The 16203-nt window shown below is 47.2% G+C and carries 9 protein-coding genes; 5 read left to right on the top strand and 4 right to left on the bottom strand.

What is annotated here, in order from left to right; all coding sequences use genetic code 11:
- Window positions 1-256: 256 nt before the first annotated feature.
- The 3 genes from DCW36_RS02820 to DCW36_RS02830 all read right to left on the bottom strand — a co-directional run bounded on the left by DCW36_RS02820 (window position 257) and on the right by DCW36_RS02830 (window position 8170).
- Window positions 257-2773: a T9SS type A sorting domain-containing protein gene (locus DCW36_RS02820; protein WP_164891011.1), complete on the bottom strand. Its 2517-nt coding sequence runs from the start codon at window positions 2771-2773 to the stop codon at window positions 257-259.
- A gap of 118 nt (window positions 2774-2891) precedes the next feature.
- Window positions 2892-5441, bottom strand: a complete 2550-nt coding sequence (locus tag DCW36_RS02825; protein WP_114779350.1) for a T9SS type A sorting domain-containing protein — start codon at window positions 5439-5441, stop codon at window positions 2892-2894.
- A 68-nt stretch (window positions 5442-5509) separates the two neighbouring features.
- The gene (locus DCW36_RS02830) at window positions 5510-8170 is read right to left on the bottom strand and encodes a T9SS type A sorting domain-containing protein (protein WP_114779352.1); all 2661 of its coding nucleotides are present in this window, start codon (window positions 8168-8170) and stop codon (window positions 5510-5512) included.
- Between the two features lie 314 nt (window positions 8171-8484).
- Here DCW36_RS02830 and ychF point away from each other — a divergent pair, with 314 nt between their 5' ends.
- The 5 genes from ychF to DCW36_RS02855 all read left to right on the top strand — a co-directional run bounded on the left by ychF (window position 8485) and on the right by DCW36_RS02855 (window position 14239).
- On the top strand, window positions 8485-9582 hold the full coding sequence (ychF, locus tag DCW36_RS02835; protein WP_114779354.1) for a redox-regulated ATPase YchF: 1098 nt from the start codon (window positions 8485-8487) through the stop codon (window positions 9580-9582).
- A 246-nt stretch (window positions 9583-9828) separates the two neighbouring features.
- The gene (locus DCW36_RS02840) at window positions 9829-10098 is read left to right on the top strand and encodes a hypothetical protein (protein WP_125185184.1); all 270 of its coding nucleotides are present in this window, start codon (window positions 9829-9831) and stop codon (window positions 10096-10098) included.
- Window positions 10099-10269: 171 nt separating this feature from the next.
- A complete protein-coding gene (locus DCW36_RS02845; protein ID WP_125185185.1) occupies window positions 10270-10548 on the top strand; it encodes a hypothetical protein in 279 nt (92 codons plus the stop codon).
- Between the two features lie 620 nt (window positions 10549-11168).
- Window positions 11169-11429, top strand: a complete 261-nt coding sequence (locus DCW36_RS02850; protein WP_128396937.1) for a hypothetical protein — start codon at window positions 11169-11171, stop codon at window positions 11427-11429.
- Window positions 11430-11644: 215 nt separating this feature from the next.
- Window positions 11645-14239, top strand: coding sequence for a phosphoenolpyruvate carboxylase (locus DCW36_RS02855; protein WP_240676026.1), 2595 nt, complete (start codon window positions 11645-11647; stop codon window positions 14237-14239).
- 553 nt (window positions 14240-14792) lie between these two features.
- On the opposite strand, the gene DCW36_RS02860 is transcribed toward DCW36_RS02855, so the two are convergent.
- Entirely contained in the window at window positions 14793-16199 is a 1407-nt protein-coding gene (locus DCW36_RS02860; protein ID WP_114779360.1) for an NAD(P)(+) transhydrogenase (Re/Si-specific) subunit beta, read from the bottom strand.
- Window positions 16200-16203 lie beyond the last annotated feature (4 nt).

Below are 16203 nucleotides of genomic sequence, written 5' to 3' on the forward strand. Positions count from 1 at the left end.
ATTCCCCCTGTTATTTTCAGAGGCAGGCTTTTTTATGCATATACTGTAGCGCTGGCCCATCAGGTAAGGGTGTGGTGACAGGGACTGCAGAACATTTTTGCCTATCCTGCGATTTGCTGCTGCAGCCACCACTGCCTCTGCTGCACAGTTTTACATCTTTTGACATTCGTTTAAGGCGATAAAATAGCACTGCCCCTGCCACCATTGCCGCTGCTGCTTTTGTAGCATGGATCATGGTGGCAGGGGCAGCTTTTTTCTACTGCGCCAGTACCAGTCTTTTGGTAATGCTCCTGTCTTTGGTGCTGATGCTCAGGAAATAGATGCCGCTTTTCAAACCGGCTGTAAATAGCTTTACTCCTGACTTTGCCTCTGCGGCTGTTACTTTCCTGGTAAGCACCTGTAGGCCCATGGCATCGTGTAAAATAAGCTTTGCACCTCCCACCAGAGCCGCTGCTCCTGAAAATTCCAGGTTGATGTCGCCATGGCTTGGGTTGGGGTAAAGCAGTAGGTTCAGCCCTGGCTGCAGGTCTTCACCAATACCCGATATAGTACCTTCACCACCATACAATCTGGCAATTCTGGTTCGGGGAATATGATTAAACGAGACAAATTCTCCCGCCACAACTACCTTGCCGTCAGGTTGCAAAGCAAGTGTGTTAACACTATTATCAAAACCAGAAGCAGGATCAAACAAATTATCCAGAGAACCATCCGTGTTCAGTCGGGCAATCCTGTTTCGGGTTGTGCCATTGAAAGTTGTAAAACTTCCTCCTGCCATTACCTTACCGTCAGGTTGCAGCGCGATGGTTAAAACCTCAGCATTAAAACCAGTTCCGGGGTTGAAGGAGTTGTCTGCTGTACCATCGGCATGCAGACGGGCTATCCTGTTTCGTGATGTACCGTTATAAGATGTAAATCCGCCGCCCACCAGCACCTTAGCATCTGCTTGCAAGGCAATAGACTGAACAGCACTGTTAAAGCCGTTTCCGGAATCGAAGGATTCATCCCTTGAACCATCGGCATTCAGACGAATGATGCTGTTAGCGGCCATTCCGTTATAGGAAGAAAACATACCGCCCACCACTATTTTTCCATCACGCTGCACGACAACCGAATTCACCTGACCATTAAAGCCTGTTCCGATAGTAAAAGAGGTATCGTGTGAGCCATCGGGGTTGAGACGGATGATCCTGTTGAAGGGCATGTTGTTGAAGACCGTAAAATTACCACCCACTATCACTTTGCCGTCAGGTTGTAAAGCCAGGGATTCTACGGAACTGTTAAACCCAACCCCTGTAACAAAGGAGTTGTCTAATGTCCCATCGGTCTGGAGGCGGGCGATCCCGCCAAGGAGCCGCGTATTATTATAATGTAAAAACAAACCTCCAACCAATACTTTGCCATCGGGTTGAAGGGCAACAGTAGTAACGGCATTATCAAAAGCTCCGGGATTAAAAGAATTATCAAGTGTACCGTTTGCGTTCAGGCGTGCCATCCTGGAACGGTCCGAGCCATTATAGCTCGTAAAGTTACCTGCCACTATTAACCTGCCGTCGGGCTGAAGGGAGAGGGCCGAAACAGTATTATTAAAACCTGTTCCAGGGTCAGTCGATGCCTCCAAAGTTCCATCGGGATGGAGGCGGGCAAAGCGGTTTTTGGGAATGCCATTGTAGGAGCTAAAAGTACCTCCTGCAACTATTTTTCCATCGCTTTGCACAGCAAGCACCTGAACTCCCGAAACAGAAAAACCGGCTCCGGTAGTAAAGGTTAAATCCGGAGAACCGTCGGCGTTAAGGCGGGAAATCCCGCTACTATACACACCATTGAAGTTAACAAAATTTCCTCCAACTAAAATCTTCCCGTTACTTTGTAAAGCAACATCATTCACCGTACTGTTAAAACCTGTACCGATATTGAATGAGTTATCCAGGGACCCATCGGCATGGAGGCGGGCTATCAGGTTACGAGCGCTACCGTTGTAAGAGGTAAAAATTCCTCCCGCCACTATTTTGCCGTCATTCTGGAGCGCAACAGCCTGTACCCTGTTGTTAAAGCCGGTACCAGGGTCAAAAGAGCTGTCGAGAGAACCGTTGGTGTTTAGTAAGGCGATGTTGTTTCGGGCTGTGCCATTGTAAGAAGAAAACCGGCCTCCTACTACCAACCTGCCATCGGGAAGCAGGGCAATAGAGAAAACGGTTTTATCAGTAAATCCCTCAAAACCAGTTCCCGGATTAAAAGATTCGTCCAGTGTGCCATCGGCGTTGAGGCGGGCAATGTTGCTGCGGGGCGTTCCATTGAATTCTGTAAACAATCCTCCCACAATCATTTTGCCGTCACTTTGTAAGGTAACAACCCTTACAGGTCCGTTGAATCCTGCAGCCAAAGAAAAAGATTCGTCCAGCGATCCATCGTTGTTTAAGCGAGCAAAATAGTTGCACTGTGTGTTATTGTAAGCGTTAAAACTTCCTCCGGCGAGTATTTTACCATCATCTTGTACTGCCAGTGCCTGCACTGTTCCATCAAAGCCGCTTCCGGAGTTAAAGGATTCATCCAATGACCGATCAGGATTCAGGCGGGCGATCCGGTTACAAGTCGTGTTGGAATAAGAATCAAAACTTCCTCCGACAAGAAGCTTGCCATTCCCTTGCAGCGCAGCTGCAGCAACAGACCCATCAAAGCCGTCAGCATCCAGTACGATATCTTCAGTATTAAAACCGGGATCGTTGGTACCAGGATTATGCTGGGCCTGGACTGCAGCAGGAATACACGCCACAGTTAAAATTAAAGTAATTACTATTGTTTTAAATTGCTGTAAATGTGCTTTCATGAAATAATACGAATGGGTAAATAAATTTGCAGTATGGTGATGCTCATCAAGGTAAGTCCCTGATTTACGCGGCCAGCACCAGCTTTTTAGTTAGAATAAGGCTCCGGGTACGGATGGTTAGGTAGTAGACACCGCTGGTTAATCCTGTTGTTGCGAATGTTACCCCGGCCTGCGCTTCGGTTGCCGTTACCTCCCTGGAAAGCACCTGCCGGCCCATGGCATCATGTAAAATTAGCTTTGCACCTCCCACCAGAGCCTCTGCTCCTGAAAGCTGAACGGTAATGTTGCCGTGGCTGGGGTTAGGGTATATGAGTACCTCCTGTTCTGGCTGCAGGTCTTTAGCTGAGTTTAGGGGCAAGCCGTCGGTGTACAATCGGGCAATTCTGGTTCTCACAATTCCGTTAAAGGAGGTAAAGTTTCCTCCCACAATCACCTTACCATCGCTCTGCAGCGCAAGAGCCTGAACATTATTATCAAAACCAGTTCCTGGAATAAAGGAGGCATCGAGCGAGCCGTCGGCGTTGAGACGGGCAATACGGTTGCGGGATGTGCCATTAAAGGAAGTATACCATCCTCCCACAATAAACTTACCATCGCTTTGCAAGGCAATCGACGAAACTGCTCCATCAAATCCTGACCCGACGTTGAAAGAAGTGTCTAGTGAGCCATTTGCATTGAGACGGGCAATCCGGGTGCGGGTGACGCCACTTCCTGAAATAAAACTACCTCCTGCAATCACTTTACCATCCTGCTGTAAAACGATGGCATTTACATCTCCGTCCAACAGACTTGTGGTCATGAAAGAGTTATCCAGCGAACCATCTGTATTCAGGCGGACAATTCCGTTACAAGGCGTTCCATTATAGGAAGTAAACCCACCCCCTACCACTATCTTTCCGTCTTTTTGAACAGCAATGGCATATACAGGAGCATCAAATCCTGTCCCGGTGTTGAAGGAGATGTCTGTTGAGCCGTCGGAGTTGAGGCGGACAATTCTATTACGGTCTATGCCATTGGAAATGACAAAACTTCCCCCCACTACCAACTTTCCATCTACCTGGAGAACAATCGCCCGAATTACACCATTGACCGCATGCGTGAAAGAAGCATCCGGTGAGCCATCGGAATTTAAACGTGTAATCCTGAAACCATTGTCGATACTGAACCTTCCACCTACCACCAGTTTTCCGTCAGGTTGAACAGCTATTGCTTCTACAGAACTATTTAACCCGGCGCTGTAGTTAAAAGCATTGTTTATGGTGCCATCGGCGTTGAGACAAGTAATAAAAGAACGGCGCAAGCCATTATAGAATTCGAAATCGCCTCCCACCATTAACTTGCCGTCGGGTTGCAGGGCGATAACCTTAACAGCATCTGAATAGCCTTTCCTGTGGATATACCCATTTCCAGGCATACCATCAGAACTCAGACTTGTTATTCTGAAGCGAGGCGATTCATTATAAGACGTAAAATGACCACCTACCACCAGTTCGCCACCAGCCTGTACCGCCACAACTGCAACACTACTATTAAAGCCTGCTCCGGTGTTGAAGGAGGTGTCTAATAAACCATCGTGGGTTAAACGGGCAATTCTGTTGCACTCGGTGCCGTTGTAATTCGTAAACAACCCTCCCACCACAATCTCATCATCTTTTTGTAATTCAACCGTGAGTACATTATTATTAAAGCCGGCTTCCGGCGCAAAAGAAGTATCAAGTGAGCCATCTGTATTTAAGCGGGCAATTCTGCTGCGAGGAGTGCCATTGAAAAAGGTAAAATACCCGCCGGCAACAACTTTTCCATCAGCTTGCAGGGCAACTGAAGTAACCTCATAATTAAAGCCCTGTCCTGGGTTAAAAGATGTGTCAAGTGAACCATCGGTATGGAGGCGGGCTATTCCGTTACGTGCTACCCCGTTATAATAACTAAAGCTTCCGCCCACAACCATTTTGCCGTCGCTCTGCAGCCAGATAGCCTGCACAGCGCCATATACACCAGTTTCGGGATTGAACGATTCATCTAATGTACCGTCGGAATTCAGGCGGGCGATTCTGTTTCGGGAGATACCATTATAAGATGCAAACACGCCTGCTACAATTATTTTACCGTCAGGTTGCAGTGCAATGGCAGTCACAGAACCACTGAAACCGGTGCCAGTTGCAAAAGACTCGTCCACCGAGCCATCGGGGTTAAGACGTACAATTCTATTTTGGAGTGTTTGGTTGTAGGTGATGAAGTTACCACCTACAACTATTTTACCATCTTCTTGAATAACAATCGCCTGCGGAACGCTGTTAAAACCAGAGTAAAAATCAGAGCCCGGATCGAAAGAGGTATCCAGGGAGCCATCGGTGTTAAGGCGGGCAATTCTGTTACGCCTCGTTCCGTTGTAGGAATAAAAGTTTCCTCCTACTACTGCTTTACCGTCAGGCTGCAGGGCGATACAGGTAACAAAGGAGCTAAATCCTTCTATGCCATTGATTACATCTGCCGTATTAAAGCTTGGATCGTTAGTACCCGGCAGATGTTGCCCTTGTGCAGTAGTATTAGTACCCGCTAAAGCCAAAAACAGAGCAAATACAAGTGGCATTAAGTGCTGTAAAAGTCCTTTCATGAAACTAAAAGTTAATTGTATTTACAAATTACTCGGCAGCCAGATTTACTGCGGCCGTAGTGATTGCTTTATTCTGTTAAAACTACTCGCTTCGATATACTCCTACCCCTGGTGCTGATATTCAGAAAATAGATGCCGCTTGTAAGCCCCGTTGTAGTTAACTTTATTCCTGCCTTTTCCTCTGTAGCTGTTACTTCCCGGGAAAGCACCTGTCGGCCCATGGCATCATGTAAAGTAAGCTTTGCACCTCCCACCAGAGCCTCTGCTTCAGAAAATTCCAGGTTGATATCGCCCTGGGATGGGTTGGGGTAGAGCAGTAGGTTCAGCCCTGGGTGCAGATCTTTGGCTGTGCTTAATGGAAAGTCGTTGTTATTTAATCGGGCGATCCTGGTTCTCGGAACAGCATTAATAGCAGTAAACTGCCCCCCTACCACCATATTTCCATCACTTTGCAGTGCAATAGATGAAACAAGTCCATTAAACCCGTTTCCGGAGTTAAAGGAGTTGTCCAATGACCCATCACTATTGAGACGGCTGATAAAGTTGCGGACGGTACTGTTAAAGGCGGTAAACAGACCTCCAACAACCAGTTTACCGTCATTTTGCAGAACCAGGGAATAAACTGTGCCATTGAAGCCGGTACCAGGATTAAAGGAAGTATCCAGTGAGCCGTCGACATTGAGGCGGGCGATATTGTTGCGGGCTGTACCGTTGTAGGCACTAAAGTTTCCTCCTATGATTATCTTATCATTTGGCTGCAGAATAATTGATCCAACGTAGCTTCTGAAATCCAGGCCCGCTTCGGGGTTAAAGGAAAAATCAAGCGTGCCGTCGGAGTTGAGGCGGGCTATTTTATTGCGAATAACACCATTAAAATTAGAAAAAAATCCTCCCACAACCAACTTCCCGTCTTCTTGAAGCACGAGCGATTGAACTGAATTATCAAACCCAGTTCCGGGGTTAAACGATTCGTCCAGCGAACCATCGGCATGAAGGCGAACAATTCTATTTCGGGGTGTACCATTCAGTACAGTAAAGTTGCCAACTACCACTATCCTGCCGTCAGGCTGCATTGTTATGTTTGTAACCTGGTTATTAAAACCGGTTCCGGTTTCAAACGAGGAGTCTAAAGAGCCATTTGAATTTAAACGAACGATACCGAAGCGGGGCATGCCGTTAAAATCTGTAAAGCTGCCAGCCACAAGCAACTTCCCATCGCGTTGCAGCGCTACATCCAGCACAAGACCATTAAAGCCAGAACCAGGATTAAATAATTCATCTAATGAGCCATTAGGGTTGAGACGGGCTATTCTGTTACGGGCAATTCCATTAAAATGACTAAAATTTCCTCCCACTACAAGCTTACCGTCGTTTTGCAAATCAATAGCCTGAACTACACTATCAAAACCGCTAAAAGGGTTAAAGGTGATGTCAGGAATCCCATTGGCGAGAAGGCGTACCACTCCTTGACGAAGCATAGAACTGAAGCCAATAAAGGCTCCTCCTACAACCAATTTTCCGTCTTCCTGAAGAGCAACGGACGATACAGCACTATTAAAGCTCGTTCCAGTATTGAAGGTTTCATCCAGGGAGCCTTCGGTATGGAGGCGCACGACTCCATTGCGGGATATGCCATTGTAGGAAGTAAAGGCTCCCCCTACTACAACCTTTCCGTCAGCCTGTAAGGCAATACTCTGAACAGGTAACGACATAGGCCCTGTAGGAGCATTAAAACCTGTTCCTGGGTTGAAAGAGTTGTCTAGCGACCCGTTGGCATTCAGACGGGCGATAGAACTGCGGGCTGTGCCGTTAATGGAACTAAAACTTCCTCCCGCCATCACCTTTCCGTCGTCTTGCACCAAAATGGTATTAACATTACCATTAAAACCGGTACCGGGATCGAAAGAGGAATCCAATGAGCCATCGGCGTTCAAACGGACAATTCCATTTCGAGAGATGCCGTTGAAGGTGTCAAATACCCCGGCTACAACAATCTTTCCGTCGCTTTGCAGGGCAACTGCCATAACATTTCCAGTAAAATTGCCACCATTGAAGGAGTTGTCTAGCGAACCATCGGTATTCAGCCGAACGATGGTGTTAACAGCGGCGCCATTGTAGGTTGTAAAGCCACCACCAACTATTACTTTGCCGTCAGGTTGCATGGCGAGAGAGGAAACATAACTATTAAAGCCGGTACCGGGGTCGAAAGAAGTATCCAATGTGCCATCGGCGTTCAAACGGGCAATCCGGCTGCGCGAGCTGCCGTTAAACAAATTAAACCATCCACCTACCATCACCTTACCATCTGCTTGCAGCGCAACAGCCAGAACACTCGCATCGAAGCCGCTTCCTGGATTGAAGGAATTATCGAGCGCCCCATCGTAATTCAGGCGGATAATCCTTCCACGGGATAGTCCGTTGTACATGTAAAAAGCCCCTCCCATTATCATCTTGCCATCACTTTGCATAATGATAGAATTAACAGTACCATTAAATCCTTTCGGATAACTGATTACATCTTCAGTATTGAAACTTGCATCATTGGACCCAGGCAAATACTGAGCTTGCGCAACAGATAAAGTTCCTGCTGCCATCAGAACAGGAAACACAAAGCATTGCATGAACCGATTCAGAAGCCTGCCAGGGCTAAAGCTCCTTTTTTCTCTCATGTTGTACAAATTAACAAAGGCAAGCAAACTTACCCGCATTAGAAGTAAAAGTTCTTTCATCTAAGAAGAAAATGGAATGGAAATTATATTCAACAAGTCTATTAATGTCTGACTACAAATCAATGCACCACCACCCGTAGCAGGCTCAACATACTGGCAGAAAAAACAAACCGCCGCAAAGTTAAACTTTTTACAGATTTACCACATTTATTCTCAAAAATAATTGCATTCTATCAACACAACCTTAAAAAAACATGAGCTATTAAGCATTTCCTGTCTTCGCTATACCTTACCCTAGCATTTTCCAAACCTCCCCCTGCACACCTCGCTAAATTGTTGTATATTTGCCCCCTGATTATTAAAGCTAAAAATTAATGGGACTCAGATGCGGAATTGTAGGACTGCCCAACGTAGGGAAGTCTACTTTGTTTAACGCTATTTCTAATGCCAAGGCAGAATCTGCCAACTATCCTTTTTGCACCATCGAGCCGAACGTAGGCGTGATTACCGTACCCGACGAGCGCCTGCAGATACTTGAAGAACTGGTGCACCCGGAGCGGGTGTTGCCTACTGTTATCGAGTTTGTGGATATTGCCGGTCTGGTAAAAGGAGCCAGCAAAGGCGAAGGCCTGGGCAATAAATTCCTGGCAAACATCCGCGAGGTAGATGCCATCATTCACGTGGTGCGCTGCTTCGAAGACCCCAACATTGTGCACGTAGCCGGCAAGGTAGATCCCATTTCCGATAAAGAGATTATAGACACCGAGCTGCAGCTGAAAGACCTGGACTCGGTAGAGAAGAAACTCCTGAAAGTGCAGCGCTCTGCAAAAGCAGGCGACGCCAAAGCCAAAAAAGAACTTGCCAGCCTCGAGAAATACAAGGCACACCTGGAAGCAGGCCTGAACGCCCGCAGCCTCGACGCGTCCGATGATGACAAAGAAGCTGTAGAAGACCTGAACCTGCTCACCGAAAAGCCGGTAATTTATGCCGCCAACGTAGACGAAAACTCGATGAACGATGGCAACGAATTTTCGGAAGCATTGCGCGAGCATGTAAAGTCGGAAAACGCGCAGGTGGTGCTGATCAGCGCCTCCATCGAAGCCCAGATAGCCGAGCTTACCGACCCCGAAGAAAAGGAAATGTTCCTGGCCGAGTATGGCCTGAAAGAGTCCGGACTGAACAAACTGATCCGGGCTTCCTACGAACTGCTGAACCTGATCACCTACTTTACGGCAGGCGTAAAAGAAGTCAGAGCCTGGACCATCGAAAAAGGCTGGAAAGCGCCTCAGGCTGCAGGAGTCATTCACTCCGATTTTGAAAAGGGCTTTATCCGGGCTGAGGTTATCAAACTAAAGGATTACCAGGAATATAAAACCGAAGCCAAGATAAAAGAAGCCGGTAAAATGGCTGTGGAAGGCAAGGACTATGTGGTGCAGGATGGCGATATCATGCACTTCCGCTTCAATGTGTAAGTAGCAAGCAGCAAATTATTTGTCAGGCCCGTGAAGCAAACTGCTCCACGGGCTTTTGCGTTTCATAAACCCTTCCTTTTCAGGACCAGAAATTCCAGGCTGCAACACTCCTGCAGCACCGTCAACTTCTCCTACCGCTGCCACACTCCTTTGGGCCGGCTTCATAGCAAAATCACACAAATGTGTCTTCCATGCCGAAGGAGCAGAGGCTATGGTGGCAGGTACAGCAGAACAAAAATAAGCAAAATGAGCACGCGCAACGCTGGAGAAGGCGCAACATCACAATTCCATGTTCAAACAGAGAGAAAAAACACCTGTACACCCGCATTTTTCCTGAAAAAATTATTTTTTTACCACCTCCCGGACGAAAATTTGCAGGCGCGCATTTACGAAATTATAACTTTAACAACAAATTTAACTTTTTCCACACATCTTCCGGATTCACAGGTGCTTACCGACACAAAATCAGGTTTTAAAATACCAGGAATAGCCAAAACAAAAATTACTTATTCCTGACAACCAACATATTACACAGCATTTACAGCCTATAAATATCGCACCGCATATATTTGATATTACTAATATTTTTCACACCTTTACCACAATACCATTGGCCGCCACAAGTATAAATATTACCACTATTAAATACCAAACTACCTATTTCCACATAACTTAATAAACAATATTATGAAACAAGCACTTATACCAGCAATTGCACTGCTACTAACAGGCAGTAGCGTTTATGCCTCTGTTCAACTGCCTCCCCCAACGGTCTATGCCTCCGGAGATGAGGAGGAAAATAACACTAACAAGAACAAAGGTGATAAAAATGAAAAAACGGAGTCTGCTGATAAAAGCTTCGTGCAAAATTTAAAAAAATTAATATTTCATAAAAAATTAACCACAAAAAGAACGAAGTACAAGCCCAAACACAAAAGAAAGTCATCGCTTATCGTGTTCAGGTAGCAAGCTTCCTGTTCTTGTTTAAACACCAAAAACAGGACAAGTACTGCATCTTTAAGGGGAGGCCGTACAGGCACTTCCCTTTCTTTTTTATCCCACTTGCCTGGCTGCTGGTTAGGTAAAACAGTGCAGCAGGAATTGCCTGCGCCACAGGCGCTGCAGTAACTTCAACCGCTGCCTGACGTCCACCACCACTTCCTGCTCCCGTTGCTGTATGGCGCGACACGCTTTGTGACTCTCCCGGCTAAAAAATCAATCGCAATGGCAATCACTCCTTACAGAAGGGGGCACCCGTAGCACCTGTCTAACTTTTCTTCCTCCTACCCACCTGCTCTTATTTCAATATTTAACTATAACAATACTACTGCCTCTCCCTTTCAGCACCGGAATGCACCGAGCATCAAAAAGCAAGGAATCTCAAAGTGCAATCTGGGATTCACCAGCATCTCCTGCTCAAAAAACTCACCCGGCTAATATAACACATCAGGCATTTAATATTAATATATAAATTTTTAAATATTTACAACAGCAAAACAGAACAAATCCACAACCAGGCTAGTATAACTATTAAGACAATATTCCGACCAGGAAGACAGTTATTATATTAAATAACAGACATAAACATGAAAACGATATTTATAGCCATAATTTCACTTTTATTTTCCTATAGCACTACAGTTGCTTCGGACTATAGAACAGACAACCCCACCTTATCGTCGAAGAACGAAGAAAAAAATAGCAGCAAAGACGACAAGAGCCATAAAAACGAGAACAACGCAGAAGTAAAAAAGAATACCAGGATCATAAACGGAGCAGACTTACATAAATTGAAGTTTCCGAAGAAGTTCGCCAGTAAAAAAGTAAAATACCATTTCCGTAAGTAGCCGGCAAACCAGGCTGATTTTAGCGTTAAGCTTTGCAGCCGTAACACCGGACAAGTAAACCTGAAAAAGATTTCGGAAAGGGGGCAGATGCTGATTCTGCCCCCTTTCTTTTTGATACCTGTCTCCCATTTTAGAACCTGCCAGTAGAGAATTGACAAAAAAAATCGCATAATTTTACGCCTGTTCGCATAAAATCCGTGATAAAAATAGTATTATTGCAAAAATTAGCATTTATGGACGGTTCTACCAATAGTACTTTACAGATTTATAACAGGCAGATTGGTCTGAAATTTCAGTTATACAACAGCCTGTTCACCGCTCTGCCGTTTCACAGGGTAGAGAAAACCGGCGTATTATTATCTATTTTCCTGTTACACTGCGAGGAGGGTTACAATAAAAAGTTAAGCCCTACCGAAATTATCAATACCTTCATCAACCAGTACACTCCCTACAATACCGAGCAGGAGCTCATCGACCTGATGTTCCGTTTCGTGCAGTATGCAGAACGCCAGGTGGTACTCTTCGATGCCCTGGAGGATGCCGCCTACCGCGACATTAACGACATGACCGGTGTCGGGACCCTGAAACATCTGCAGTCTGAAATTCTGCACACGCAGACGCAGCCACAGCTGGCCGAAAAACTGAAAGACTTCTCGGTAAGACTGGTACTTACGGCGCACCCGACGCAGTTTTACTCCAGCGAGGTACTGGGCATCATCAACGACTTGTCTAAAGCGCTTGCCAACGACAACACCGCCCAGGTGAACTCTTACCTGCAGCAGCTTGGCAAAACCTCGTTTTATAAAAACGAAAAACCAACACCTTACGATGAGGCTGTTAACCTGATCTGGTTCCTGGAGAACGTGTTTTACCAGGCGGCCGGCCATATCCTTACCTACCTCAAAAGCGAATTCCCGAACGAGGTAAGCGACAAAAACTCCATCATTCGCCTGGGCTTCTGGCCGGGTGGCGACCGGGACGGGAACCCTTTTGTGAAAGCCAAAACAACCCTGAAGGTATCCGAAGCTTTACGTGGCAGCATCATCAAGTCGTACTACCGCGATGTGCGTAAACTCAAGCGCCGCCTTACCTTTAAAGGCGTGGTAAGTCCGTTGGGCGCGCTGGAGGAAAAACTGTACAACAACCTGTTTCTCCCGGGCCATAAAATTGATATCACACAGGACGAGATTCTTAGTACGCTTCACGACATCCGGAAGACAATAATTGAGCGGCACAACAGCCTGTTCCTGAACCTGATCGAGAACCTGATCCGGAAGGTGGAGCTTTTCGGCCTGTTCTTCACTACCCTCGACATTCGCCAGGACAGCTCTGTTCACGCAGAACTGATAGAAACGATTGCAGAACAAACAAACCTGCTACCGGACAACTACAAGGAGCTGTCGGACCAGGAGAAGATAAGTGCGCTGCTTAATATAAAAGATAAAGTAGATGCGGAGCAGTTTGAGAACGAGCTGTTCAAAGATACGATCGAAACGATCCGGGCGATCAAAACGATTCAGAAGTGCAACGGAGAGCAGGGAAGCAACCGCTACATCATCAGCCACACCACCAAGGCGGTGGATGTGATGGAAGTTTACGGCTTGTTCCTGCTGAGCGGCTGGAAGCGCGACAAAATTACAGTGGACATTGTGCCGCTTTTCGAAAGCATCGAGGACCTGCGCAACGCACCGGATGTAATGCGTACCCTCTATGAAAACAAAGAGTACCGCTCGCACCTGAAATTGCGCAACAACACCCAAACCATCATGCTCGGCTTCTCGGATGGCACCAAAGACGGCGGCTATCTGATGGCCAACTGGAGCATTTATAAGGCCAAAGAAGAACTGAGCAAGCTGTCGAAAGAGTACGATATTGAGGTGGTGTTCTTCGACGGACGCGGAGGCCCGACTGCCAGAGGTGGTGGCCGTACGCACCAGTTCTACGCCTCTATGGGCCGTAACATTTCCAACAAAGAGATCCAGCTGACGATACAGGGGCAGACGATCAGTTCCAACTTTGGCACGATCGACGCGGCGCAGTACAACATGGAGCAGCTGATCCATGCCGGCATCAGCAACGCCATCATCAGCACCCGCGACACCACGCTGACAGACTCGGAAGAGAATTTGCTGCAAACATTATCTAATGTGAGCTATGAGGCTTATAACACCCTTAAAACGCATCCTTACTTCCTGGAGTACCTGAACTATGCCTCTCCGCTCCGGTACTATGCCGAAGCCAACATTGGCAGCCGTCCATCGAAGCGCAAAGCAGGCAAGCTGAACCTGAACGACCTGCGTGCCGTGCCTTATGTAGGGTCCTGGAGCCAGTTAAAGCAGAACCTGCCCGGTTACTATGGTGTGGGCGTAGCGCTGGAGGCTATGGACAAGGCAGGCAAGTGGGAAGATGTGGAGCAACTCTACAAACGCTCGCTCTTCTTTAAAACGCTGCTCGACAACTGCGAAATGGCCATGACCAAATGCTTCTTCCCGTTAACAGCATTCCTGGCAGACCATCCGAATTATGGTGAGCTCTGGAAGGTGATCTACGAGGAATTTGAACGCACCAGGCATTACATCCTGCGCTTAACAGGATGCGGTGAACTCATGGAAGGAAAGCCGGTTAACCTACAGTCTATCCAGATGCGCCAGCGCATTGAGCTTCCGCTCCTGACCATCCAGCAATACGGACTTACCAAGATCCGGGAAATGGAGGAACAGGATGTGCAGGCAGACAATAAAAAGAGTTACGAAAAGCTGGTAATGCGCTGCTCATTCGGCATTATCAACGCAGAAAGAAACTCTGCTTAACTACCGCTAATAACCGCAGTTTTAGCTGCGCATATAAATAAAAACTCACCCGTTACTGCCTTGTTAACCCAACAAAAACAGTAACCGGGTGAGTTTTTTGTTTTATAAGTTCTGCTGCAGCCGCCACCATAGCCACTGCTCCTTGTCTGAACCGTTGATGGTAGTGATGGAATGATGAGTGTGATTTTATATTTGTCTGAATCAGGATTTACAGAATTTTAAAATTTTCAGGATTCACCTCCTCAACCTGCCGCACGTTTAGCGTCAGCGTAACTTGTGTTATTTTTATACCTGCAAGCTTTCAGCTTGCGAAGCTGTACCTGTGGAGAACGCAAGCTGAAAGCTTGTCTGATAGAAAAGCTACAAGTTACGCTGGCGCTAAACTTGCAGCAGTATTAGAAAATCACACCCATCATTCCATCACTACCATCAACGGTTCAGACAAGGAGCAGTGGCTGTGGTGGCGGCTGCAGCAAAACAGAAACAGCCCTAAACACAAAGAGGCTGCCCAATCCGGACAGCCTCTTTGTGTATATGATGATAAAGCAGCAGCTTAGGCAGGAATCGCCTCTTTCAGTTCGCTTACGACTTTGGTCATGGTACTTTTTGCGTCGCCGAAGAGCATCAGGCAGTTCGGGTAACCGAACAGTTCGTTCTCGATACCGGCGTAACCGGCACTCATACCACGCTTACTTACAATCACCGTACGGGCTTTATCAGCGTTCAGGATAGGCATACCGTAAATCGGGCTTCCTGGGTTTGTACGGGCGGCAGGGTTTACAACGTCGTTGGCGCCAATAATCAGGGCGATGTCGGTGTTGGCAAATTCGTCATTGATCTGGTCCATCTCGATCAGCTTGTCGTACGGGATGTTGGCTTCTGCCAGCAGCACGTTCATGTGGCCCGGCATACGACCCGCTACCGGGTGTATAGCAAACTTCACAGAAGTACCGTTACGCTCCAGCACATCGGTCAGCTCGCGCACCACGTGCTGCGCCTGCGCAACCGCCATACCATAACCTGGAACGATAATCACAGAAGAGGCAGATTCGAACAGCATGGCGCTTTCTTCCACACCAACTTCTTTTACCACAATCTCTTCGCCACCACCGGCAGCAGCACCGGCACCGCCTGTCTGGCCGAAGCCACCCAGCAATACGTTGGTAAGCGAACGGTTCATGGCTTTACACATGATCTGCGTCAGGATGATACCGGAAGCACCTACCAGGGCACCGGCAATAATCAGCACCTGGTTGTTGAGTACGAAACCGGTAGCACAGGCTGCAATACCAGAGTAAGAGTTCAGAAGTGAAATTACCACCGGCATATCGGCGCCACCAATCGGGATAACGGTCAGCACTCCCAGCAACAGGGCAATCAGAAGTACGCCTACCATCCAGATCTCCATGTTAGGATCGATCACCACCAGCACCGACAAGGCCAGCACCGCCAGGAACAGGATTGCGTTGATAGCATGCTGTCCGCTAAAAACAATTGCTCTGCCGTTGATAAGGCCTTTCAGTTTACCAAAAGCCACAAGCGAGCCCGTCAGGGTAACAGAACCTATGATCACACTTATCACGATAGTTACACCCACTACTACAGGCATGCTCATGCCTGCATCGTGCGCCATACGCCAGTATTCCGAAGCAGCTACCAGTACCGAGGCAGCACCACCGAAACCGTTGAAAATCGCCACCATTTCAGGCATAGAGGTCATTTCTACGCGGCGGGCAGCAATCGTACCAATGGCAGAACCAACCAGGATGGTCACAAAAATCTCCGTCAGGCTCAGTACCTGGCTGTCGAGCAGGGTAACTACAATGGCAATGAACATCGCCACAGCCGAAAGGGTATTGCCTTTACGGGCCGTGGATGTTTTGCCCAGCATTTTGATACCTACGATAAATAGCACAGAGGCTACCAGGTAGGCTATTCGTATTAATAAATCTTTCTCCATCGAT

It is taken from the genome of Botryobacter ruber (genome assembly GCF_003347595.2).
Lineage (GTDB): Bacteria > Bacteroidota > Bacteroidia > Cytophagales > Hymenobacteraceae > Pontibacter > Pontibacter ruber_A.

Excerpts from the sequence above, each read along its gene's own strand:
- DCW36_RS02825 (WP_114779350.1), bottom strand. The coding sequence starts at position 5,441 with ATGAAAGGACTTTTACAGCACTTAATGCCACTTGTATTTGCTCTGTTT.
- DCW36_RS02830 (WP_114779352.1), bottom strand. The coding sequence starts at position 8,170 with ATGAAAGAACTTTTACTTCTAATGCGGGTAAGTTTGCTTGCCTTTGTT.
- ychF (WP_114779354.1), top strand. The coding sequence starts at position 8,485 with ATGGGACTCAGATGCGGAATTGTAGGACTGCCCAACGTAGGGAAGTCT.
- DCW36_RS02840 (WP_125185184.1), top strand. The coding sequence starts at position 9,829 with ATGAGCACGCGCAACGCTGGAGAAGGCGCAACATCACAATTCCATGTT.
- DCW36_RS02845 (WP_125185185.1), top strand. The coding sequence starts at position 10,270 with ATGAAACAAGCACTTATACCAGCAATTGCACTGCTACTAACAGGCAGT.
- DCW36_RS02850 (WP_128396937.1), top strand. The coding sequence starts at position 11,169 with ATGAAAACGATATTTATAGCCATAATTTCACTTTTATTTTCCTATAGC.
- DCW36_RS02860 (WP_114779360.1), bottom strand. The coding sequence starts at position 16,199 with ATGGAGAAAGATTTATTAATACGAATAGCCTACCTGGTAGCCTCTGTG.